The organism is Oxalobacteraceae sp. CFBP 8761 (assembly GCA_014841595.1).
Taxonomy (GTDB): domain Bacteria; phylum Pseudomonadota; class Gammaproteobacteria; order Burkholderiales; family Burkholderiaceae_D; genus Telluria.
Genome location: JACYUE010000002.1, coordinates 487,879 through 512,791, shown reverse-complemented (window position 1 = coordinate 512,791; position 24,913 = coordinate 487,879). Strand labels below are relative to the sequence as shown.

The window sequence follows — 24,913 nt, the reverse complement described above, 5'->3', positions numbered from 1 at the left end:
GGTCGCCTTATCAGGTTAACCCCTGTCCCGAAACGAGTTCCACCATGACGATCATCAACAATGCCCTGTCCGGCGCCCTCGCCGCCCAGATCGCGCTGTCGGCCAGCAGCCAGAACATCGCGAATCTGCAAACCAAGGGATACACCCGGCAATCGGCGCTGTTCACGTCGGTCGGCCCGGATGCCAGCGGGCGGTCGGCCGGCAATGGCGTCGAGGTCAGTTCGCTGATGCGCTTCTCGGACAACTACAAGAGCCAGGCGATGTGGCGCGCCGCGTCGGAACAAGGCGCCTACGCCCAGTCACAGCCCTACCTGACCCAGCTCGAAAGCGTGATGGGTGACGCCTCGGCCAGCCTGTCGGCCGGCATCGACGATTTCTTCAAGGCGATCAACGCCGTGGCTGGCGACCCCGGTTCGACCCCGCTGCGCCAGCAGGTGCTGACGTCCGCCAGCCTGATGGGCGAGCGCATCAACGGCATGAACAATGTCTTTAACGCGCAGATCACGTCGGTGCGCCAGCAGCGCAGCGCGCTGGTCGATGCGGCCAACAGCGACATCGGCACGATCGCGAGCCTGAACCGGCAGATCATGCAAACCCAGGCGGGCGGCGTCTCGGCCTCTGGCCTGATCGATGCGCGCGACAACGCCATCGACGCACTGGCGTCGAAGATGGCGCTGGAAGTATCGACCAACGCCGATGGCAGCCGCGATGTCGCGCTCAAGAGTGGCCAGGCACTGGTGATCGGCAGCATGCACGGCACGCTGCAGGCCGCCGCGACGACGAGTGCGCCGCAGGCGTTTTCGATCACGTTTGCGAATGCCACCTTCACGCTGGACGCCACGAAAATGGGGGGTCAGATCGGTGGCCTGAGCCTGTACGAAATCACGACCCTCAAGCCGCTGCAGGACGATATCGACACGCTGGGCCGCACCATTGCCGAGCGCGTCAATGCCCAGCTGGCGCTCGGGTTCAGCACGCCTGCCAGCGGCCCCGCCGTGGCCGGCACACCGCTGTTCGTCTACACCCCGGGCGGCGGCGCGAATGCACTGAAGGTCGTTGCCGGCTTCAAGGCCGAAGACCTGGCCTTCTCGGGCGACGGCTTGCCAGGCGATACCGCCAATCTGCAACAACTTGCCGCGCTGAAGGGCCAGCCGGTCACGCTGCCCGGGATCGGGACTGTCCTGCTGAGCGACGCCGATACCCAGCTGCTGGGCAAACTGGCCATCGACAGCAAACTCAACAGAGCATCCCTGAAGACCACCGACACCGTGCGCACGCAAGCGGTCGACGACTGGCAATCGACCAGCGGCGTCAACGAAGACGAAGAAGCGGTCAAGCTGGTGGAACTGCAGCGGATGTACGAAGCGAACATGCGCGTGATCTCGATTGCCAACTCGATGTTCGACGCCACGCTCGCGATGATGGGCTAAAGGAATAATCATGCGTATCGCCACTTCCCAGTACCAATCGACGATGAACGCCTCGCTCCAGGTCAACCAGGAACGGGTCAGCCAGATCATGCAGCAGATCGCCAGCAACAAGCGCATCCTGCTGCCGTCGGACGACCCGGTCGACAGCGTGCGCCTGTCGCGCCTGGAGCGCGAGGAATCGTCGGTCCAGCAATACCGCGACAATATCGGCGCGCTGCAGCTGCGCCTGTCCAAATCGGAAGGCTACCTGAGCAATATGGTGGGCGAGATGAACGAGGGCCGCGACCTGCTGGTATGGGCCTCCGACGGCAGCAATGCCCCGGCCGACCTGAAAGCGATGCTGGCGCCGCTGCAGGCGCTGAAGGACAGCCTGTTCTTTAGCGCCAATACGGTCGACCACGAAGGCAACCATCTGTTCTCCGGCACGCTGACGCGGACGGCGCCGGTGGCCTACGATCCGGCCGCCGTACCGGGTGCGCGTTACACGTATGCGGGCAACACCAACAGCCAGAACGTCACGGTCGGCAGTGGCCTGACCCAGCCCGCCAACGAAGACCTGGCGGGCCTCGAATCGCTGCTGAATCAGCTCGACGAGACCATCCGCGTGCTGTCGGCCCCTGGCGCGAGCGCCAATGACCCTGCCGTACGTGCGGTGCTGACAGCCAACCTGAAGGGCTTCGACACGACCCAGGGGCTGGTCTCAAGCAAGATCGCCACGATGGGCGGGCGCCAGAACGTCATCCGGACCCTTGAGGCCAACCACGCCAACATCAGCCTGTCGAACCAGATGGCCATCCTCGACATCGGCCAGCTCGACGTCGGCGTCGCTGCGACTGAGCTCAGCGGCTACTCATCGGCCCTGCAGGCGACCTACAAGGCCTACGCCAAGATCGGCAACCTGTCGCTGTTCGATGCGCTGTGATGCCCATGGACGCCCTGACCCGCACCATTACCCCGCCGGCCGTTCCGGGTAGCAACACGCCGGGCGGCCTTGTCCGCGCTGGCGCCATGGCAGCCCGGGCTGTTGCCGCGCAGCCGTCCGCGGCCGAACCGGCGACGCAGTCCCCTGCGGCGGCGCGCGCGCGCGCGTCGCGCCGCGGCGCTGCGCACGGCCACGATCTGCAAACGGGCGTGGCGCAGGCCCAGCAGGCACTCGACTATCTGGCGCGCATCGCCGCCCAGCTCGAAGCGCTCAAGGCCGATCTGAGCACGCGCCTGGCCGGGCGCGGCGCCGCCTCGCGCCAGCTCGAAGCGCGGGCGCGCCAACTGGGCGACACGCTCGACACCCGCCGCAGCGAAGGCGGCGCCGGGCTCGATGCCGAGCTGGGCTTCGACGGCGACCGGGTCGCACAACAGCGTTTTCGTATCGACGGCCTGGACATCGCCAGCCTGCAGGCGGCCGGCAACCAGACCCTGGGCTTTTCGGTCGGCAGCATCGGCGGCCCGCAACTGGCGGCCACGTTCGAACCGGGCATGACGGAGGAAGAGATCGCCCGGCGCCTGGACCGCACACTGGCGCCAGTCGGCATTCGCGCCGGGCTCGACACGGAGCGCGCGCTCGTCTTCACGACGCCCGAGGCCACATTCGACGGCGTCAAGGACGCCATTGCCGTGACGGGCCGTGGCCGCGTCGACACGACCGCGCTGCCAGCCTCGCTGGCGCCACGGGAATGGCAACTGGGGAATCCGGACGCCCTGCGCCAGGGGTTGCGCGAGGTGGTGCAGGCGCTGGCGCGCGTGCGCCGCTCGCAGGATGCCGCCGCCCTTGCCCTGAGTCAGGCCACGGCGCGCACGGCGCAATCCGAGCTGCCGCAAGCCGAACTGGCGCTGCTGGCCGCGGATTTTTCCGGCACCGCCACCAGCCACGATTACCAGTCGCTGCTGGCCATCACGTCGGCGCTGGTCGGTGTCAGCCGCGAGCGGGTGCAGGCGCTGCTCGGATTGCGCTGACACTTGCCACCCATTGGACGTCTGACATCGCGCTGCTTCAACGCATCGCGTTGATGAATAAAAAAAAAACCCCGCTGCATGCAGCGGGGTTTTTTCATTCACCGGCAATCTCGATTGCCGGTGAGGGGAAGGCATTAACCTTCGCGGTTGGCCTTCTTGCGCTCGTGCTCTTTCAGGTAGCGCTTGCGCAGACGAATGCTCTTCGGGGTGATCTCGACCAGTTCGTCGTCCTCGATGAATTCGACCGCGTATTCCAGCGACATCTGAATTGGCGGCACCAGGCGCACCGCTTCGTCAGTACCCGACGAACGCACGTTGGTCAGCTGCTTGCCCTTGATCGGGTTCACGACCAGGTCGTTGTCACGCGAGTGGATGCCGATGACCATGCCTTCGTACACCGGATCGTTGTGCGACACGAACATGCGGCCGCGATCCTGCAGTTTCCAGATCGCGTAGGCAACGGCAGCGCCGTCATCCTGCGAGATCAGCACGCCGTTACGACGGCCGGCCATTTCGCCCTTGCTGTTGTCGACTGGTGCGTACTCGTGGAACACGTGGCTCATCAGGCCGGTACCGCGGGTCAGGGTCATGAATTCACCCTGGAAGCCGATCAGGCCACGCGCCGGGATCAGGTACTCGAGACGCACGCGGCCCTTGCCATCCGATTCCATGTTCTGCAGATCGCCACGACGACGACCCAGTTCTTCCATCACGCCGCCCTGGTTGGCTTCTTCGACGTCGACCGACAGGCTCTCGAACGGCTCATGGCGCACGCCATCGACCATCTTGAACACAACGCGTGGACGCGACACTGCCAGCTCGAAGCCTTCGCGACGCATGTTTTCCAGCAGAATCGTCAGGTGCAGCTCGCCGCGGCCCGAGACTTCGAAGATCGTGTCGTCGTCGGTTGGCGAAACGCGCAGTGCGACGTTGGCTTTCAGTTCGCGGTCGAGGCGTTCGCGCAGCTGACGGCTGGTGACGAACTTGCCTTCGCGGCCGGCCAGTGGCGAGTTGTTGACCATGAAGTTCATGGTCAGCGTTGGCTCGTCGACGGTCAGCATTTCGAGTGCGTCCGGGGTGTCCGGTGCGCAGATGGTCGAACCGATGCCGATTTCTTCGATACCGTTGATCAGGACGATGTCGCCAGCGACGGCTTCATCGACCAGCACGCGCTCCAGACCCTTGAAGTTCAGGACCTGGTTGATGCGGCCCTTGATTGGGGTTGCGCCTGGGCCGTTCACGACGACGACGTCCTGGCCAGCCTTGATGCGGCCGCGCGAGATACGGCCAATGCCGATCTTGCCGACGTACGACGAGTAGTCGAGCGACGTGACTTGCATCTGCAGCGGACCGTCCGGATTGTCGTCACGGACTGGCACGTGTTGCAGGATCGCTTCGAACAGCGGCTTCATGTCGCCTTCGCGGACATCTTCGGTCAGGCCGGCATAGCCGTTCAGACCCGATGCGTAGACGATCGGGAAGTCCAGCTGTTCATCGGTCGCGCCGAGCTTGTCGAACAGTTCGAACGTCTGGTTGATGGCCCATTCGGCGCGCGCGCCTGGACGGTCGACCTTGTTGACGACGACGATTGGCTTCAGGCCCAGGGCCAGTGCCTTGCGGGTCACGAAGCGGGTCTGTGGCATCGGGCCTTCTTGCGCATCGACCAGCAGCAGCACGGAGTCAACCATCGACAGCACGCGCTCGACTTCACCGCCGAAGTCGGCGTGGCCTGGGGTGTCGACGATATTGATGTGGGTACCTTCGTACTCGACAGCGCAGTTCTTCGACAGAATGGTGATGCCGCGTTCTTTTTCGAGGTCGTTCGAGTCCATCACGCGGGTTTCCACCTGCTGATTTTCACGGAACGTACCGGATTGACGCAGCAGCATGTCCACCAGGGTGGTTTTGCCGTGGTCAACGTGGGCGATGATTGCGATATTACGAATCGCGCGTTTGGTGTTTGACATGGTCTCTGAGAAGTTGCGTTGTACGGAAGTGTACGATCTGCCGAGTATCTGCTGCGCTGTACCGCGATGCTGCCGAGGTACTGCGACGATGTTGCCGCGATGGTGCCGCGAAGTTGCCGCGCACTTGCTGATTTCGGAAACCGACTAGTATAGCAGGTAAAGTACCGCTCTAACCGGGGTGGTTGGAAATAGCGAGGTATTTCAAGAGCTTGCCCGGTCACTGGACAGACGGGGCGCTGCCTGCAAGGGTAGCGCCCGTTTATGACTGCCGCGTGACATCAACCCTGGGGTGCGGTCGAGATCAGGCGTTCGGGGGCCAGGATCGCATACTCCCCGAGAATACCGGTGCCCAGCAGGCTGCCAGCATGATAGATGCGCACCCTGCCCTGCTGTTCGGGAACGACGATGTCTTCCTTGCCAAGCGCCAGGCGCTGCCCTTGCAGGAAACGGCGCGCCAGCTCGGGCGTCAGTTCAAGGGCCGGAAAACTCGACAGCAAGGCGTCGACCGGCTGCAGCAGCGACAACGGGTCGGGGTGCGCCAGCAGATCGTCCAGCGTGATCATGCCCTCGATCGTCAACGGCCCGACTTCAGTGCGGCGCAGTGCGTTCAGGTGCGCGCCGCAACCGAGCGCAGCACCGATGTCCTCCCCCAGCACGCGCACATACGTGCCCTTGCTGCAGGTCACGGCGATCTTCAGGAACGGCGCGTCGTACGCAACCAGCGTCAGCGAGTGGATCGTCACCGGGCGCGCTTCGCGCTCGAGCACGATGCCTTCACGTGCGTATTCGTACAGTGCCTTGCCGTCGCGCTTGAGCGCCGAGTACATGGGCGGCGTTTGCAGGATCGGGCCGCGGTAGCGGGCCAGCGCGGCTTCGATCTGGTCCAGCGTCACATCGACCGGTTTGGTCTCGACGGCCTCGCCTTCGGTGTCGCCGGTGGTCGTCGTGATGCCCAGGTGGACCGTGGCCAGATAGGTCTTGTCCGACTCCAGCAAGTCCTGCGAGAACTTGGTCGCTTCGCCAAAGCACAGTGGCAAGAGGCCAGTGGCAAACGGGTCGAGCGTGCCGGTGTGGCCGGCCTTCTTCGCGTTGAGCACGCGCTTGGCCTTGATCAGCGCGTCATTGGACGAGAAGCCCACCGGCTTGTCGAGCAACAGCACGCCATTGACCAGGTCGCGCGGTTTTTTGGCGGGCCGACCGTTCACGCTTTGTTCGCCTTATCGGCCTCGTCACCAGCATCGCTGTCCTGATCCTGATCCTGATCCTGGTCCTGCTCCTGCGACTGGTCCAGGTCGACATCCACCTCAGGCGCCGGATTCGATTCCGGGTCATCCTTCGAGCGCGTCGCGTTAGCCTGGTCGATCAGGGCCGACATCTGCAGGCCGCGCACGGTCGACGTGTCATGCACGAAGTGCAGCGCCGGCAGCGTGTGGATGTGCAGGCGCTTGCCCAGCATATTGCGCAGGTAGCCGGACGCCTTGTTCAGGCCTTCCTGCGTCTGCTTGACTTCTTCCACGCCATCCTTGAGCAGGGTGAAATACACCTTGGCGTGGGCGTAGTCAGGGGTCAGTTGCACTTCGCTGATCGTGACCATGCCGACGCGAGGGTCCTTCAGTTCGAAGGCGATGAGTTCCGACAGATCCTTCTGGATCTGGTCGGCCACGCGCAGGCCGCGCTTGGGAATGCTTTTGCTGTGTTTAGCCATGATGTTGCTGCATCTTTTTCTGGAAAATCAGAGAGCCAAAATAAAAGGGCCAGGCCCTTCGCGACGTTGCCGCGAAGCGTCCTGGCCCCCATGTTACGCCAACGTGTCGCTTACAGCGTACGTGCCACTTCGGTGACTTCGAACACTTCCAGGACGTCGCCGACCTGGATTTCGTTCTGGCCCTTGAGCGACAGGCCGCACTCGAGACCAGCGCGCACTTCTTTTGCGTCGTCCTTGAAGCGCTTGAGCGAATCGATCTCGCCAGTCCACAGCACGATGTTGTTGCGCAGCAGACGGACCGACGACGAACGCTTGACGACACCGTCGGTGACCAGGCAACCGGCAATCGCGCCGACTTTCGAGACCAGGATGACCTGGCGAATCTCGACCTGACCGGTGATGGTCTCGCGCTTTTCTGGCGCCAGCATGCCCGACAGCGCGGTACGGACTTCGTCGATTGCATCGTAAATGATGCTGTAGTAACGAATGTCCACGCCGTTCGACTCGGCCAGCTTGCGCGCCTGGGCGTCGGCACGGGCGTTGAAGCCGATGATGACTGCCTTCGACGCGGTTGCCAGGTTGACGTCCGACTCGGTGATGCCGCCGACCGCTGCGTGCACGATCTGGACCCGCACTTCCGAGGTCGACAGCTTCTGCAGCGAACCGACCAGTGCCTCTTGCGAACCCTGCACATCGGTCTTGACGATGAGCGGCAGGTTCTTGATTTCGCCTTCGGCCATCTGCTCGAACATGTTCTCGAGCTTCGCGGCTTGCTGCTTGGCCAGCTTCACGTCACGGAACTTACCTTGACGGAACAGGGCGATTTCACGCGCCTTGCGCTCGTCGGCCATGACCATGACTTCTTCGCCGGCGGTCGGCACTTCGGTCAGGCCCTGGATTTCGACCGGAATCGACGGGCCAGCCGAGGTGACTGCCTTGCCGTTTTCGTCCAGCATCGCACGAACACGACCGAACGACGAACCCGCCAGCACGACGTCGCCGCGCTTCAGGGTACCCGACTGCACCAGGATCGTTGCCACCGGGCCGCGGCCCTTGTCCAGACGGGCTTCGACCACCAGGCCACGGGCCGGCGCTTCGGTCGGCGCTTTCAGTTCCAGCACTTCGGCCTGCAGCAGCACTTGCTCCAGCAGATCGTCGATACCGGTACCGATTTTTGCCGACACCGGCACGAATGGCGATTCGCCACCGTATTCTTCAGGCACGACGCCTTCAGCGACCAGCTCTTGCGTGACGCGGTCGGTGTTGGCACCCGGCTTGTCGATCTTGTTGATCGCCACGACCAGCGGGACACCAGCGGCTTTTGCGTGAGCAATTGCCTCTTTGGTTTGCGGCATCACGCCGTCGTCCGCCGCCACCACCAGGATGACGATGTCGGTCGCCTTGGCACCACGGGCACGCATGGCGGTGAACGCCTCGTGACCCGGGGTGTCAAGGAAGGTGATCATGCCGCGTGGGGTATCCACGTGGTATGCACCGATGTGCTGGGTAATACCACCGGCTTCGCCCGAGGCCACTTTGGCGCGACGGATGTAATCCAGCAGCGACGTCTTACCATGGTCGACGTGACCCATGACGGTGACGACCGGTGCGCGCGAGGTCGATTCGAATTCGGCGTGCTCGCCGTTGTCGGCCAGCAGTGCTTCTGGATCATCCTCGGCGGCAGCGAAGGCCTTGTGGCCCATCTCTTCCACCAGGATCATCGCGGTCTCCTGATCGAGCACCTGGTTCATCGTGCACATCTGGCCCAGCTTCATCAGTTGCTTGATGACTTCCGATGCCTTGATCGCCATCTTGTGGGCCAGTTCGGCCACGGTGATGGTTTCCGGCACGTGCACATCGCGTACGATCGCTTCGGTTGGCGCCTGGAAGTTGGTCTCGCGGTCATCATGACCACGACGACCGCCACGGCCGCCACCAGCACGCCAGCCATCACGGCCACCGGTGCTGCTGCCTGCGCCGCCGCGCGTTTTCACGCTAGGGCCGCCACGCTTTTTGGCGTCGTCCGACCAGGTCGACGACACATTGGCCGACTTGATCGACTTCTTGTCGCCAGGCTTCTTGGCGTCGTCTTTCTTGACTTCGCCAGGCTTCTTGTCGGCAGGCTTGTGCAGCGTACCGGCCGGGGCCGCTGGTGCGACGACCGGCTTCGGTGCTGGCTCAGGTGCCTTGATGACACGGCGCGGCTGACTCATCATCAGCTTGATCTGCGCGACTTCGTCAGCCACGGCCTTGCGGGCGCGCTCGGTAGCGGCAACGCGTTCGGCCGCTTCCTTGCTTGCCGCTTCATTGCGGGCCTTGACTTCTTCAGCGGCGCGCTTGGCCGACTCGTCAGCAGCAGCACCGGCAGCGGCTTCTTTCGCGCCGGCAGCAGCTTCCTTGGCAGCACCGGCAGCCACGGCAGCAGCAGCCGATTTCTCGGCGGCGTCGCGCTTGGCTTGTTCAGCCGCATCGCGCTTGGCCTGCTCTTGCGCTGCCTGGGCTTGCGCCTTTTCTTCGGCTTCGAGTTTGATCAGGCGCTCTTGCTTCTCGCGCAGATCAGCCTCTTGGCGGGCGATCGCTTCGTTCTGGCGCGCTGCTTCCTCTTCGCGACGTGCTTGTTCAGCAACGTCGACGACCGGCTCTTCAGGTGCTTTGGTCGTGACCAGGTCGTCGCGCTGCACGAAGGTGCGCTTCTTGCGGACTTCGACCTGGATGGTGCGCGATTTGCCCGACGAATCAGCTTGCTTGATTTCGCTGGTTTCCTTGCGCGTTACCGTGATCTTTTTCTTTTCACCGGTGTCGCTTGCGCCGTGGGTACGACGCAGATGGTTCAGCAGCTTGTCCTTATCATCTTTCGACAACGGATCTGACGTCGAACTTTTTTCGACGCCGGCCGAGCGCAGCTGCGTCAGCAGCAGGTCTGCAGGCATCTTCAGCTCGGTGGCAAATTGGGCTACGTTGTTACTCGCCATTCAGTCCTCTTTTCTATGTGTCGCGACAGATGATAAAGATTTGCTCAAGCTTTGGCCGTTTCAGCCAGGCTCCAGGCTTTCGCCTGCAGTGCTTTCGCCCGGTCGTCGTACTTGCCATCGACCAGCTTCATCTCGTCGTCGGTCACATCATTAAATTCACTCTTGATCAGGTCGCGGGCACGTTCCGACGGCAGCGCCAGGATGGCGCCAAACTCGTCATAGGCCAGTGCCGCGAATGCGTCGACCGTCTTGATACCAGCCAGGCCAAGCTTGCCGGCAACGGTACGGTCCATGCCTTCCAGATTGACCAGAGCTTCTTCCATGCCTTCGAGGCCTTCTTCGGAAGCAATCGCCTCGGTGACCAGCGCATCGCGTGCACGGGTACGGAGTTCGTTGACAGTGTCTTCGTCGAACGATTCAATTTCCAGCATTTCGGAAATTGGCACATACGCGATTTCTTCCAGGCTCGAGAAGCCTTCTTCCACCAGGATGTCGGCCACTTCCTGGTCGACGTCCAGTTTTTGCATGAACAGCGCGCGGATGGCCGCTGACTCTTGCTCCACCTTGTTGGCCGATTCCTCGGCCGTCATGATGTTGATCTTCCAGCCGGTCAGCTCGGACGCCAGGCGCACGTTCTGGCCCGAACGGCCGATCGCGATGGCCAGGTTTTCTTCGTCCACGACGACATCCATCGCGTGCTTTTCTTCGTCGACCACGATCGACGAGACATTCGCCGGCGCCAGGGCGCCAATGACGAACTGCGCCGGGTCATCGGACCACAGCACGATGTCGACACGCTCGCCACCCAGTTCACCGGTCACGGCCTGGACGCGCGAACCGCGCATCCCGACGCAGGTACCGATCGGGTCGATGCGCTTGTCAGCCGTGAACACGGCGATCTTGGCGCGCACGCCGGCATCGCGGGCTGCGGACTTAATCTGCAGCAGGCCCTGCTCGATCTCCGGGACTTCGAGTTCGAACAGCTTCATGATGAAATCAGGCGCAGTACGCGACAGGATCACCTGCGGGCCACGCATATTGCGGTCCACACGCAGGATGAAAGCGCGCACACGGTCGCCGATACGCAGATTCTCTTTCGGGATCATCTGGTCACGCGGCAGGCGTGCTTCGATCTTGCCCGATTCGACAATCGCGTCGCCGCGTTCCATGCGCTTGATGGTGCCGGTGACGAGCGAGTCGCCACGTTCCAGGAAGTCTTGCAGGATCTGCTCGCGTTCGGCATCGCGCACGCGCTGCAGCACGACCTGCTTGGTGTCCTGGGCAAAGCGACGACCGAAGTCGACTGATTCAATCGGCTCTTCGATGTATTCGTCGACTTCGATGTCCGAAATCTGCTCTTTGGCTTCAAAGTGCAGGATCTCCTGATCAGGCAGTTGCAGGCCGGCTTCGTCTGGAACGACGTGCCAGCGGCGGAAAGTCTCGAATTCGCCGGTGTCACGGTCGATTGACACGCGAATGTCGACTTCGCCTTCATAACGCTTCTTCGTGGCCTGTGCCAGCGCGAACTCGAGCGCTCCGAAAACGACTTCCTTGTCGACGTTCTTTTCGCGCGCAAGCGCATCCACCAGTAACAAAATTTCGCGACTCATGCTTTGCGACTCCTAAAATCCACCTGCGGCACTAAACGTGCCTTATCCAATTCGGCCAGCGTAAATTCCATCAACGCCGGGCCATCTTTACTGTCAAATTCCAAGCCGACCTTGTCGTTCTCGACGCCGCGCAGGATACCGGTGAACGTCTTGCGGTTATCACTGCCCGGCACCGCGACGCGCAGCTTGACCGTGCACTCAAGGCCGGCAAAGCGCGCGAAATCGGCGAGGGTTCGTACCGGGCGATCGAGGCCCGGCGACGAAATTTCGAGTCGTTCGTAATCGACGTTTTCCACGGTGAAGACATGCGACAGCTGGTGACTCACCTTGGCGCAATCCTCGACCGTGATCGGGCCCTTTTCGTCCGCGTCGGCAGCCGGAAAATCGATATACACACGCAGGATCCCGCGGTCGCCTCGTTCCACGTCGACGAGTTCATAACCGAGACCACTGACTGTCGTGGCGATTAAATCAAACTGCTGCACGGCACTTCTCCAGGGCTTCTAAAACGATTTACCAAAAAAAAAATGGGCATCTGCCCATCTTTTTGTCATTACACCCCAATCAAAATATGACGCTTACACCGGATGCACGCTGAACAACACGTCGGGAAGGTCTTCGATTAGGCTGCAAATTATACTGCTTTTCGGCGTGCCTCGCAATCCGCACGCCAAAATGAGCAGCTATACAACAGTTAGCAGACTGCCATCGGCAGCCTGCACTGAATGAGGCTTAGCCGCGACGGCCGCGGCGCGGTGCCGCATGCTCGGCGCCGCCACGCGGACCCTGGCCGCCACCCGCACCGCCGCGGCGTGCGCCGCCACCGGTGTTGGCAAAACCGAACGTGGTCTGCAACGGATCGGGCTGGCGTGGACGGCTGCTGGCGCCAGCGCCACCCGTCTTGCCGCCCTGCCCGCCGCCGAAACCGGCACCGCGGCCCTTGCCACCACCCTGACCACCGGGACGGCCACCGACTGGCTTGTTGCCAGGCACCGGACCATTCAGGATACCCTGGCCGCGGGTGCTGCCCACGCGCGTTGCTTGCGGACCGAACGGATCGACATTGCGGTTGGCGTCGGCGCGGTCGATGCGGTTGCCATCGCTGCGGTCGTTGCCACGCTCATCGTCGCCGCCAGCGCTGCGCACGTTGCCGCGCTCAGGACCGCGGCTGTTGCCACGCTCGTTACCACGTTCGTTGCCGCGCTCGCTGTCGCGCGCACCATTCGGACGCGGACCCTTGCCCGGCTTGCCGCCCGACTTGGCGTTTTTCTCCGGCGCCGCTTTTTTCTCGACACCGAAGGCCGTCATCAGCGAACGGACATCGTTTTCTTCGAATTCTTCCCAACGACCGCGCTTCAGGCCACTTGGCAGCGTCATCGCGCCGTAACGGGTACGGATCAGGCGCGAGACGGTCAGGCCGACCGCCTCGAACATGCGGCGCACTTCGCGGTTACGGCCTTCGCCGATGACCACGCGGTACCAGCGGTTGATGCCTTCGCCGCCGCCGTTCTGGATTTTGGAGAACGCCGCCTTGCCGTCGTCGAGGTCGACGCCGGCCAGCAGTTTCTGGCGCATGCCTTCTTCGAGCTCGCCCAGCGTGCGCACCGCGTATTCACGGTCGATATTATAACGCGGGTGCATCAGGCGGTTGGCCAGGTCACCCGACGTGGTAAACAGCAGCAAGCCTTCGGTGTTGAAGTCGAGGCGGCCAACGGCCAGCCACTTGCCTGCTTTCATCGACGGCAGGCGATCGAACACCGATGGACGGCCTTCCGGATCGTCATGGCTGACGATTTCGCCGGCCGGTTTGTGGTACACCAGCACGCGCGGTGGCTTGCTGCTCACGCGGCGCTGGATCAGCTTGCCATTGATGCGCACCGCATCGGTCGGCAGGATGCGCTGGCCGATGTGGGCCGGCTCGCCATTGACCGACACGCGGCCGGCAACGATCAGGTCTTCCATGTCGCGGCGCGAACCCAGGCCCGCTTCGGCCAGCACCTTGTGCAGCTTCGGCGCGTCGTCGTCAGCGGTCAGGTCGCGGCGCACGGCCTTGACCGGCGCATTGCGGCGGGCACCGTCGTTGGCGTCGAAATCATCCGACGTGACGAACGAGAACACGTTGTCGGCCTCGTCCATTGGCTGCGGCTTGCCGCCGGGCTTGCCTGGCTTGCCATTGCGGCCGATCTGCTTGACCGGCTGGCCCTGGCGACCGGCGCCCTGCACCGGACGGTTGCTCTGCTGGTTGCGCATGCCCGGCTTTTGCTGGCCACGGCCGCGGCCTTGTGGCGCGCCGTCGACGGCAGCAGCGGCCTCGGCGCCAGCACCTTCAGCCGGCGCATCGCCTTCTGGCGCAGCATCGGCAGCAGCAACGGCAGGCGCCGCCAGCTGCTCGAGTGCCTCGCGTTCGGCGCGCTTTTCGCGCATCTGACGGGGACCGCGCGGCTTCGGTGCAGGGGCAGGTGCAGCCTCGGCGCCGTCGGCGGCCGGCGCTGCGGCCAGCTCTTCCTTGGCGGCCTGGACTTCTTTGGCGGCCTTCATGGCACGTGGCTTGCGCACTTTCGCGGCTGGTGCGTCGGCAGCTGGTGCATCACCAGCCAACTCGGCAGCGACTGGCGCGGCGGCGCCGGATTCACTGGCGACGGCGACCTTGCGCGTGCGCTTCGGCTTGGCCGGCGCTTCGGCGGCGGCGTCGACGGGCGCGGATGCAGCAGCCTCGGCGGCGATCATGGCCTTGGTGCGGCGCTTTGGCTTGGCGACGGCGGTCTCGGCTGCGTCGACAGGCTTGTTTTCGGTTGGTTCAGTTGGGTTCATCATTCGTATCTTTATTGTGCTGACCCGCCTCGGCAATTCCGTCGTCTGTCAGGTCTGGTATCGACACTTCAATCGGTGAAGTGTCCGGATGTAAGACGGGCGCGCCGGCGTCCGCCTTCTCAAAATTGTCGTTCAGTGCTGCTTCCAGTGCTTCCAGGCTGCGTGCATCCGGCCCCTCGGCCAGCGCCTGCAGCGGCGGCAATTGGGACAGCGACGCCAGGCCCAGGTCGTCCAGGAACTGGCGTGTCGTGCCCAGCAGCGCCGGGCGCCCTACCACTTCACGGTGGCCGAGCACGTCGATCCAGCCGCGGTCTTCGAGCATCTTGATCGTCTGCGAATTGACCGCCACGCCGCGAATTTCTTCGATATCGCCGCGCGTGACCGGCTGGCGATAGGCAATGATGGCCAGCGTTTCCAGCGTCGCCCGCGAATACTTCGGCGGCTTCTCGGGTGACAGCCGGTCGAGGTACGGCTTCATTTCGGGACGGCTCTGGAAACGCCAGCCCGAGGCCAGGCTGACGATCTCGATGCCGCGGCCGTCCCAGTCCTGGCGGAGTTCTTCCAGCAATATCTTGATCGTATCGGCACCAACGCCGGCGCCCTGGCTGCGACCGCTCCCGTCGACGTCGGCGAACAGCTTTTTCATGCCGTGGATCGACATCGGCTCGCGGGCGCACAGCAAGGCGGTTTCGAGGACGCGCTTGGCCTCGTCAGTATTCATAGTGCGATGTCGTCAATCCACAAACAGTAGCGGTAGCAGAAACAGAATCCGCGCAACAGAATCAGGGCACACACAGTTAGCGTCCGGCGACCACGCAACGAGCGGCGCCGGCGCATGGGCGGCTAGCCTGCTGTTTGCGATCTGCTGCCTGATACTGGAATCCGTGGGTCCGGGGCTGATGCGCCGGACAGTCTATTACACGAAGGGCAAGGAACCCGTCGCGGGCAACCTGCCTCTGAGTGTTGATGCTCGTTGGGAAACGCGGCGCATCGGCGCACTCGCCATGTTCGGGAGGCGCCGGGGAGCGGCCTGTGCGGCACGCGGAGGGACGACGACGTTTCTTGCAACTGGCGGCCATTGTACCCGATAAAACCGCGTAGTGGACAAGCGACCATCCACGCGGCGGGTAGCTAGTAGCGTCAGTCTGACAGTTTTTCCGACAAAATCGCAGACACACCAACAAAAGCCGGGTATTCGGCGGTGATGACGTAGGTCGGCACGGCCGTCAGGTAATGGACGAAGCGCCCTTTTTGCTCGAAGCGGCGGCGGAACGACGAGCGGTCGAAGCGCGCGCCCAGGCGTGGAACGATGCCGCCACCAATATAGATACCACCCTGCGCGCCGAGCGTCACGGCCAGGTTGCCGGCCACGGTGCCGAGCATGCCGCAGAATGCTTCGAGCACGTCGTCGCACAATGGGCATTCGCCCGACAGCGCGCGGCGCGAGATCTCGGCGGCGCTGAGGCGCTCGTCGGGACTGCCGGCGCGATCGGCCAGCGCGCGGTAGATCAGTTCGACGCCGGCGCCGGACAGGAAGCGCTCGAACGAAACGTGGTCATATTCGCGCCAGGCAAATTGCAGGATCGCGATTTCGTCATCGTTGATGGGCGCGAAGCTCACGTGCCCGCCTTCGCTGCGCAATGCGGTCCATGAGCTGGCGCATGGGATCAGGCCTGACACGCCCAGGCCAGTGCCAGCGCCGATCAGGCCCAGCGCCGTATCCGGCTGCGGCACGCCGCCACCGACCTGGCGCTTGTGCTCGCCCAGATGCGGCAGCGAACGGGCCAGCGCCGAAAAGTCATTGACCACCATCAGGATCTCGAAGCCGCATTCGACCCGCAATGCCTCGGTCGAAAATTCCCAGTGGTGGTTGGTCATGCGCACATAGTCACCCGTAACCGGGTTGGCGATCGCCAGCGCCGCATGCCGGATCGGGCTGGAAGTCAGCGCCCGGACAGTCGGACCGGCCAGATAGGTGCGCATTGCGTCGCCCAGCGTTGCATAGGCAGCGCATGGCAGGATCTCGATGCCCTCGAGCTGCCCGGGACCACGCTCGATCGCGAAACGACAATTGGTGCCGCCGATATCGGCCAGCAGGCGGGGACCGCCAGCATGCAGGTGGGAAATCTCGTTCATGGACATGGATGCAGTCATTGCGGGCACAGTGGAGACGAAGCCGCAAGCTTACTAAATATTTTGCCTCCAAGACAAGAACTATCTGTAGTTTTGCTACAGACAATGGCATGTGTCAGGGCTTACTTACGTAAAAATCGGCTTGATCACCGTAATTGCACTACGCCACCGACCATGCTGCCTGCAGGGCCGATCAGCAGGGCGCCGGGTCCAGCGAGGACGGGGTGTCACCGCGCCCATTCCAGGCATCGAGTCCGCCCTTGAGCGCGCGCACGCGGCGAAAGCCATTGGCAGCGAACTGGTGTGCGACCTGGGCGGCCGTCACATCGTCGGGACAACTGCAGTAGACCACAATCTCGCGCTTGCGGTCGAGCGATGCCATTAATGCACCCGGCTCGCATGCGCGGAAAATGAGCGCGCCGGGAATGGCCGCTTCGAGGTCCTGCGCGGTCAGGCTGCGCGCATCGATGAGCACCGGCTGTGCGCCGCTGTCGATCAGCGCCAGCAATTCGGCCATCTCGATGCGCTCGGCGCCGCTGCGCGAACGGTGCCGGCGCCGCTCGGCATACTTGAACGCGATGAACAGACCCAGCACGCTGGCGACAACGACCAGCGCCGTGCTGCCCATCGTCGACAGGATGGCGAGCACGTCGTCGACGCTGTCGTGGAACCAGGCGCCCAGCAGGATGCCGACGCCGCTCCACAGCGCCGCGCCCGTGACGGCGTACAGCAGGAAGGGCTTCGGGGCCACACCCATCGCGCCCGACAATGGCGCAGCGATGGTGTTAAAGCCCGGGACGAACTTGGACACCAGCAGCGACTTGACGCCGAACCGGCTGAAGCGGTCTTCGGTCTGGTTGACGCACGAATCGGGGGACAGGGAAATCTTGCACAGCAGCCGCAGGATGCGCTTGCCATAGAAGCGCCCGGCGCGGAACCAGAACACATCACAGATCAGGCAGGCGGTGATGGCGGCCAGCCACACGAGCTGCCAGCTGACGTCGGCCTCGACCGACAGCGCGCCGGCCACGATCAGGATCGGGTAGGCGGGAATAGGCAAGCCGAACTGCTCGACGAGAACGATGCCGAACACGATCAGCACGCCATAGACTTGAATGAGTTCGACTAACTGGGGCATCCTCACAGTGTACGTGAATTGCAGTCGCGGCACAGGAATGCGACCTGTTTCGGCAGCCGGTTTAGCATATTCGCAACGGTCTTTTGCGGCATCGGCAACGACCTGTAGTTACACCCCGCGCGGAATCGCCGCCAGCAGCGACTTCGTGTACGGATGCTGTGGGTTGCGGTACAGCACATCGGCATCGGCGACTTCGACCACGCCGCCGTTCTGCATCACCATCACCTGGTCGGAGATGTACTTCACCACCGACAGGTCATGCGAGATGAAGATATAGCTCAGGCCAAATTCGTCCTGCAAATCCTGCAGCAGGTTCAGCACCTGGGCCTGGACCGACACGTCCAGCGCCGAGACGGATTCGTCGCAGACAAGAATCTCGGGCTGCATCGTCAGGCAGCGCGCAATCGCAATCCGCTGACGTTGCCCGCCCGAGAATTCATGGGGATAGCGCCCGTAGGCCGCGTCCGGCAAGCCGACGCGCCCCAGCAAGGTGCGCGCCAGCGCAGCGCGCTCGGCCTCGTGCGCGCCGATCCCGTGGATGCGCATCGGTTCGAGCAGGATCTGGCCGACCGTGAAACGCGGATTGAGCGAGGCATACGGATTCTGGAAAATAATCTGAATGCGCCGCTTGTAGGGCTGAAATTCACGGTCGGACATGGCCACCAGATCGCGCCCTTCGAACAGCGCCGAACCGCCCGTCGCGCGGTGCAGCCGCAACAGCGTCAGGCCAACCGTCGTCTTGCCCGAGCCCGATTCACCGACCACGCCCAGCGTCTTGCCGCGTGCCAGCGTGAACGACACATCCTTCACCCCCTTGAATTCGCGTTTGCCGAACAGGCCCTCGCGCGTCCAGAAGCTTTTGGCCAGATTCCTGACCACCAGCAGCGGCGCATCGTCGGGGTTCGTGCCGCGCACACGCTGCGGCAGTTGCGCACCAGCGAGCACGTGCCCCGCCAGGTAATCGTCGATCACCGGCAGGCGCAGCGGACGCGCATCGAGGGATGGCCGGCAATGCAGCAGGGCCCGGGTATAAGCGTCCCGGGGCGCACCGAACACCTGCGCGGCGGCGCCCTCCTCGCGCACCTCGCCGTGGCGCATCACGATCACGCGATCGGCGATCTCGCCCACCAGGCCCAGGTCGTGCGTGATGAACAGCACGGCCATGCGCCGCTCGCGCTGCAGACGCGCGATCAGGTCCATGATCTGTTTCTGGATCGTCACGTCGAGCGCCGTGGTCGGCTCGTCGGCGATCAGCAATCGGGGCTCGCAGGCAATGGCCATCGCGATCATCACGCGCTGCTGCTGGCCGCCCGACAGGTGGCCCGGGTAAGCATCGATCTTGCGCGCCGGATCGGGAATGCCCACTTCAGCCAGCAACTCGAGCGTGCGGGCACGCGCCGCGCGCTTGTCCATGCCCATGTGCTGGCGCAGCACTTCACCGATCTGGAACCCCACCGTGAACACCGGATTGAGCGAGGACATCGGCTCCTGGAAAATCATCGCGATGTCCTTGCCGCACAAGGCGCGCCGCGCGGCCAGCGGCAGGCCGAGCAGCTCGCGCCCGGCAAACGCGATGCGCGAGGCCGGATCGACGATCGTCGTCTCGTGCGGCAGCAGCCCCATCACGGCCAGCGAACTGACCGACTTGCCGCTGCCCGATTCGCCCACCAGCGCCACCGTGCTGTTGTCCGGCACGTCGAACGAGACGCCTTTCAGCGCGGCGCTGGTGCGGTGCCTGTCGACCCGGAACGCAATGCGCAGGTCGCGCACGCTCAGCAAAGGCATGGTTTCGTCGGTCATTTGATCCTGGGGTCGAGCGCGTCGCGCAAGGCGTCGGCAAACAGCGAAAAACTGGTGACCAGCACCGCCATGGCGCCGGCAGCGGCCGCCAGTTGCCACCACTTGCCGAGGATGAGTTCATTCTGCGCTTCGTTGAGCATGCTGCCCCACGATACCGTGCCTACCGGCACGCCGAAGCCCAGGAACGACAGGATTACTTCGGCCTTGATGAAGCCGACCACGAGGATCGACATCTGCACCAGCGCCACGTGCGACACGTTCGGCAGGATATGCCCGAACATGCGCTGCCAGTTCGACGCGCCGATGGCATTGGCCGCCATCACGTATTCGCGCGCACTGTGCTTGATGTACTCGGCGCGCATCAGGCGAAACGGTCCCGTCCAGCCGGTCAGGCCCAGGATCAGCACGATGGTCGTCACGCCCTTTTGCTGCAGCACGGCGGCCACGGTCAGGATCATCAGGATCGATGGAATCGACGTGAAGATGCTGTAGAACCAGTTGAACAGGTCGTCGACCCAGCCACCGAAGAACCCGGCGACAGCGCCGAACAGCGTGCCCAGCGTGACGGCCAGCAGCGCCGCAACCAGGCCCACGACGATCGACGTTTCGCCGCCCTTGATCGTTTTCCTGACGATGTCGTGGCCCCATTTGTCGGCGCCAAACAGCAGCGTCGTGCGCTTGGCCACCGGCGGATGCGTTGCCGCCACCTGGGCCTGCAACGCTGCCAGTTCGGCCGCGAGCGGATCGAACGCATTCGGCGGCGTGGCGCGTGGCAGTTGCGCCTGCGCCAGTGCGCGCGCCGTCGCATCGGCGCCGACAAAGCTCGGCGGCGCGTAATTGACGGCCACTTCCTCTTCCCAGTCGGCGGCCACCAGGCCGGTGCTCGACAGCAGCACCAGGAGCAGGAAGCCGGTCACGACGGCGAGCGCTGCCATCGCCACGCGGTCCGCCCGCAGGCGGCGCCAGGCCAGCGTCCACAGGCCGGCTGAATCGTCGGACGTCTGCATCGTCATCATCGGAATTGCACGCGCGGATCGACGGCGCGGTACAGCAGGTCGGCCAGCAGGTTGAACACCATCGTCGCCGCGGCCACGTAGACCGTGATCGCCTTGATCACCGGGAAGTCGCTGCGTTCAACGGCAAGAATGACTTCGCGCCCGATGCCGGGGATGCCGAAGAAACGTTCGAGAAGAAACGCCCCGATCAGCAGCGCCGGCAGGTTCGCCATCACGTGCGTGATGATGGGAATGGCTGCATTGCGCAGCACGTGGACCCAGACGATGCGGCGCTCGCTCAAGCCCTTGGCGCGCGCCGTGCGCACGTAGTCCTGCCCCACTTCGTCGAGCACGAAGCTGCGGTACAGCCGCAGCGTTGGCGCGATCGAAACCGCCAGGCCGATGATGATCGGCAGCAGCGCGTAGTGCAGCAGGTTCTCGCCAAGGCTGCTGCCCCAGCCCTGTACCGGAAACAGGCCCAGCTGGTAAGCAAACACGTACTGGAACACCGAGATATACACGAGGATCGAGATCGACATGCCCACCGTGCAAGCAATCATCACGGCGCGGTCGGTCAGCGAGCCGCGCACGAAGGCGATGCCCAGCGCCAGCGCAATGCCGAAGAACACTTCGAGGACGGTGAGCGGAATCAGGACAGTGAGCGATGGCCCCAGGCGGCTGGTGATGATCTGCGCCACCGGTTCGCCCGTGCTCCAGGCGTTACCGAAGTCAAACGTCACGATTTGCTGCACGAAGATCCACAGCTGCACCGGGTACGGCTGGTCAGTGCCCAGCTGACGCCGGATGTTCTCGATGGCGTTCGCATCGGCCATCTTGCCGGCCAGCAGATAGGCCGGATCGCCGCCGACCCAGTTGAACAGCACAAACACCAGCAGCACGACGCCCGCCATGGTCGGCAACATTTGCCACAGGCGCCGGACGATATAAGCAAGCATGACACTCCCGAACCGGGACCAGGCAAAGGTGCCATTTCCCGCGAAATTCACCAACCCGATACAGGCGTTGCGAACCCGACACGATAGCGCATATCGGCGTGGGCTGACAGAGGCAGGATGTCATGAGGGGATAGACTTTGGTTATCCTGTGTATGTACATTTGTGACATTGATAAGGTAGCGATAACATGTCATCAATGATTCGCATACATACATCCTTACAGCACTATCTGCCAATTACATTACCAATTACCGCATTAAATACCGGTCAAACTATATTTTCCTAAGGATATTCCACATATTATTTTTCATTGCAGAATCATGACTAGCACCAAAATGCATGGTTGTACAGACTAGTTGGTGCACAGTTGTATTTTTGATTCGTAAAGACTTTATACGTTGACACTGCGTTACTGGAAATGTTTTTATTGCCAGGTAGTAAAAATTCGACGCTGCTATTCGCGGTGGCAATCCAATGACATTACTGCAGGCGACATCCGCTCTGCAGGTCTTACCTGGGAAAATCGACATGATGGTTGAAACAGTGTTATCTCGATCGGTTCGACTGATCTGTGCAGGCGGCATGGTCGTCGCGTTCTCGGCGGCCCACGCCCAGGACACGGCGCCTGCCACAGGCGAACCTCAGCGCGTGGAAGTGACCGGTTCACGCATCGCCACGGCCAACCTGGAAAGCATCAGTCCAGTTACCGTCGTTAACGCCAAGGACATCAAGCTCGAAGGTGTGCGTTCGGTCGAGAGCCTGCTGAACAACCTGCCTCAGGTCTTCGCCGACCAGGGTGGCTCGGTCTCGAACGGCTCGACCGGCACCGCGACTGTCAACCTGCGTAACTTCGGCGCCGATCGCACCCTGGTGCTGGTCAATGGCCGCCGCCTGCCAGCAGGCAGCCCGCGCAATCCGGCCGCCGACTTGAACCAGATCCCGGTGGGCCTGGTCAAGCGCGTCGAAGTGCTGACCGGCGGCGCCGGCGCCATCTACGGCTCCGACGCCGTGGCCGGCGTGGTCAACTTCATCATGGACGACAACTTCCAGGGCGTCCAGATCGACAGCAACTACCAGTTCTACAACCACCAGCAAAACGGCGGGCCGGCAGCCGATGCCGCCACGCGCCGCAACTTCCAGCTGCCGGGCGACAAGAGCGCCGACGCCAAGGTCAAGGACATCAGCCTGACGATGGGCGGCAACTTCGCCGACGGCCGCGGCAATGCCGTGGTGTTCCTGGGCTACAAGAAGGAAGACCCGCTGCTGCAATCGGAGCGTGACTTCACGGCGTGCTCGCTGGGCGGCTCCACCACGGGCGACACGTTCAACTGCGGCGGCTCCGGCACCAGCTTCCCGGGTCGCTTCCTGGTCGGCACGCGCAGCTTCACCGTGGCCGATGCGAATGGCGGCGTGCGTCCGTATATCGGCGCAAACGATGCCTACAACTTCGGCCCGCTGAACTATTTCCGCCGTCCGTCCGAGCGCTATACGTTCAGCTCGTTCACGCACTACGACATCAACGACAAGACCCGCGTCTACGGCGAAGCCAGCTTCCACGATGACAGCACTGTCGCCCAGATCGCGCCGTCCGGCCTGTTCGGCCTCGACGCTTCCGGCGCCAATGCAATCACCTTCGAGAACCCGCTGCTGTCGAATGCCTGGCGCCAGACGCTGGGCCTGAACGCGCCGGGCGATACGGCCGACCTGGTCATCTTCCGCCGCAACGTCGAAGGCGGTGGCCGCCGCGACGACCTGAACCACACGTCCTACCGCGGCGTGGTCGGCGTCAAGGGCGATGTCGGCAACTGGAAGTACGACGTCTTCGCGCAGGTCGGCAAGGTCCGCTACGCCGAAACCTACTTCAACGACTTCTCGGTGGCGCGCAGCGCGCGGGCACTGGATGTCGTCCCTGGCGCCAACGGCGCACCGGTCTGCCGCAGCACCCTGAACGGCATCGATCCGAACTGCGTGCCCTACAATATCTGGAGCCTCGGCGGCATCACCAAGGAAGCACTGACCTACCTGCAAACCCCGGGCTTCCAGCGCGGCAGCACGTCGCAAACCGTGCAAGGCGTCAACCTGTCGACCGACCTGGGTGAATACGGCCTGAAGCTCCCGACCAGCACCGAAGGCATCGGCCTGGCGCTCGGCTGGGAACACCGCACCGAAAAACTGTCGCTGGACAACGATGCAGCCTTCGAATCGGGCGATCTGGCTGGCCAGGGCGGCCCGACCAAGAACGTGAGCGGCCAGTTCAGCGTGCGTGACTATTACGCCGAAACCCGTATCCCGATCCTGCAGAAGCAACCATTCGCCGACCAGCTTAACGTCACCGCCAGCTATCGCAAATCGGATTATTCGACCGGCCAGAAAACCAGCTCGTATGGTGCAGGCATCGAATGGGCACCGATCAAGGAAGCGAAGTTCCGCTTCAGCTATCAGCGCGCCGCACGCGCCGCCAACGTGGTCGAACTGTACACGCCGGCCGGCCTGGGCCTGTACGACATGTCGTCCGACCCATGCGCGGGCGAGACCCCGACCGCGACCCTGGCCCAGTGCGCACGCACCGGCGTCACGGCGGCCCAGTACGGCAACATCGTCGATTCGCCAGCCCAGCAGTACAACCAGATCACGGGCGGCAATACGAACCTGGCGCCGGAGGAATCCGACTCGTACACGCTGGGCCTGGTGCTGACCCCGACGCGCAACACGTCGGTCACCATCGACGCTTTCGACATGAAGGTCAATGGCATCATCGGCGGCTTGCCGGCAACGACCAGCCTCGAGAGCTGCCTGGCAACGGGCGACCCGACATTCTGCTCGCTGATCACGCGTGACCGTCTGGGCACCCTGTGGGCACTGGAAACCGCGCAGATCGTCGCCACCAACCAGAACCTGGGCATGGCCTCGACCAAGGGTGTTGACCTGGGCGCGAACTGGAACACCAAGCTGGGCGCCTGGGGCAGCCTGAACCTGTCGCTGATGGGCACCTACCTGAAAGAGTTCAAGCAGCAGGACTTGCCAGGCGGCGATACGCGTGACTGCGCCGGCCTGCACGGTCCTACCTGCGGCGTGCCGCTGCCAAAATGGCGTCACAAGGTGCGCGCGGTCTGGGGCACCCCGTGGAATGGCGTGGAACTGGGCGCGACCTGGCGCTATGTGCGCGGTGTGGACCTCGACACCGAATCGGAACCAGCTGATGCAAGCCTTGGCGCACGCAACTACCTGGATCTGGTCGGCAGCTGGCAGATCAACCGTAACTTCACCCTGCGCGCCGGCATGAACAACGCGCTGGACAAGGATCCACCGCTGTCGGGCGTGGTCGCTGCCGTCTACGGCAACGGCAATACCTACCCACAGGTGTATGACGCGATGGGCCGTCATATCTTCCTGAACCTGACCGCCAAGTTCTGATCCCGGCGAGCAGTTAGAACAACGGCGCACCT

16 protein-coding genes and 1 pseudogene are annotated in these 24,913 nt (G+C 63.3%); 4 read left to right on the top strand and 13 right to left on the bottom strand.

All coding sequences use genetic code 11. The annotated features are described in order from the left end of the window. Positions 1-44: 44 nt before the first annotated feature. Genes flgK through IFU00_14590 form a run of 3 tightly spaced genes read left to right on the top strand, consistent with a single transcriptional unit; the run spans position 45 to position 3,380 of the window. Complete coding sequence (gene flgK, locus IFU00_14600; protein ID MBD8543511.1) at positions 45-1,430, top strand: flagellar hook-associated protein FlgK; 1,386 nt, start codon at positions 45-47, stop codon at positions 1,428-1,430. A gap of 10 nt (positions 1,431-1,440) precedes the next feature. Then, positions 1,441-2,352: a flagellar hook-associated protein FlgL gene (gene flgL, locus IFU00_14595; GenBank protein ID MBD8543510.1), complete on the top strand. Its 912-nt coding sequence runs from the start codon at positions 1,441-1,443 to the stop codon at positions 2,350-2,352. A gap of 26 nt (positions 2,353-2,378) precedes the next feature. Then, positions 2,379-3,380, top strand: a complete 1,002-nt coding sequence (locus IFU00_14590) for a hypothetical protein (GenBank protein MBD8543509.1) — start codon at positions 2,379-2,381, stop codon at positions 3,378-3,380. 134 nt (positions 3,381-3,514) lie between these two features. Here IFU00_14590 and typA read toward each other — a convergent pair whose 3' ends face one another. From typA to IFU00_14525, 13 genes and pseudogenes are all read right to left on the bottom strand, one after another. Next, positions 3,515-5,347: a translational GTPase TypA gene (gene typA, locus IFU00_14585; GenBank protein ID MBD8543508.1), complete on the bottom strand. Its 1,833-nt coding sequence runs from the start codon at positions 5,345-5,347 to the stop codon at positions 3,515-3,517. A gap of 278 nt (positions 5,348-5,625) precedes the next feature. Beyond that, complete coding sequence (truB, locus tag IFU00_14580; GenBank protein ID MBD8543507.1) at positions 5,626-6,552, bottom strand: tRNA pseudouridine(55) synthase TruB; 927 nt, start codon at positions 6,550-6,552, stop codon at positions 5,626-5,628. Positions 6,553-6,668: 116 nt separating this feature from the next. Then, positions 6,669-7,052: pseudogene (rbfA, locus tag IFU00_14575) on the bottom strand (30S ribosome-binding factor RbfA). A 110-nt stretch (positions 7,053-7,162) separates the two neighbouring features. Beyond that, positions 7,163-10,024: a translation initiation factor IF-2 gene (infB, locus tag IFU00_14570; protein MBD8543506.1), complete on the bottom strand. Its 2,862-nt coding sequence runs from the start codon at positions 10,022-10,024 to the stop codon at positions 7,163-7,165. A gap of 44 nt (positions 10,025-10,068) precedes the next feature. Further along, a complete protein-coding gene (nusA, locus tag IFU00_14565) occupies positions 10,069-11,634 on the bottom strand; it encodes a transcription termination/antitermination protein NusA (protein MBD8543505.1) in 1,566 nt (521 codons plus the stop codon). Beyond that, positions 11,631-12,119 carry a ribosome maturation factor RimP gene (gene rimP, locus IFU00_14560; GenBank protein MBD8543504.1) on the bottom strand — a complete coding sequence of 163 codons (489 nt, stop codon included), beginning with the start codon at positions 12,117-12,119 and terminating at the stop codon, positions 11,631-11,633. The genes nusA and rimP overlap by 4 nt, the downstream gene beginning before the upstream one ends. A 247-nt stretch (positions 12,120-12,366) precedes the next feature. Then, a complete protein-coding gene (locus IFU00_14555; GenBank protein MBD8543503.1) occupies positions 12,367-14,445 on the bottom strand; it encodes an rRNA pseudouridine synthase in 2,079 nt (692 codons plus the stop codon). Further along, positions 14,432-15,166: an SMC-Scp complex subunit ScpB gene (gene scpB, locus IFU00_14550; protein MBD8543502.1), complete on the bottom strand. Its 735-nt coding sequence runs from the start codon at positions 15,164-15,166 to the stop codon at positions 14,432-14,434. Before scpB ends, IFU00_14555 begins: the two co-directional genes overlap by 14 nt. 419 nt (positions 15,167-15,585) lie before the next feature. Further along, positions 15,586-16,599: a glucokinase gene (locus IFU00_14545; GenBank protein ID MBD8543501.1), complete on the bottom strand. Its 1,014-nt coding sequence runs from the start codon at positions 16,597-16,599 to the stop codon at positions 15,586-15,588. A gap of 172 nt (positions 16,600-16,771) precedes the next feature. After that, on the bottom strand, positions 16,772-17,716 hold the full coding sequence (locus IFU00_14540; protein ID MBD8543500.1) for a VTT domain-containing protein: 945 nt from the start codon (positions 17,714-17,716) through the stop codon (positions 16,772-16,774). Between the two features lie 108 nt (positions 17,717-17,824). Continuing rightward, complete coding sequence (locus IFU00_14535; protein MBD8543499.1) at positions 17,825-19,516, bottom strand: ABC transporter ATP-binding protein; 1,692 nt, start codon at positions 19,514-19,516, stop codon at positions 17,825-17,827. Then, entirely contained in the window at positions 19,513-20,529 is a 1,017-nt protein-coding gene (locus tag IFU00_14530; protein ID MBD8543498.1) for an ABC transporter permease, read from the bottom strand. The genes IFU00_14535 and IFU00_14530 overlap by 4 nt, the downstream gene beginning before the upstream one ends. Beyond that, entirely contained in the window at positions 20,529-21,467 is a 939-nt protein-coding gene (locus tag IFU00_14525; protein ID MBD8543497.1) for an ABC transporter permease, read from the bottom strand. Before IFU00_14525 ends, IFU00_14530 begins: the two co-directional genes overlap by 1 nt. Before the next feature lie 567 nt (positions 21,468-22,034). On the opposite strand from IFU00_14525, the gene IFU00_14520 reads away from it, so the two are divergent. Next, a complete protein-coding gene (locus IFU00_14520; protein ID MBD8543496.1) occupies positions 22,035-24,881 on the top strand; it encodes a TonB-dependent receptor in 2,847 nt (948 codons plus the stop codon). Positions 24,882-24,913: the final 32 nt, after the last annotated feature.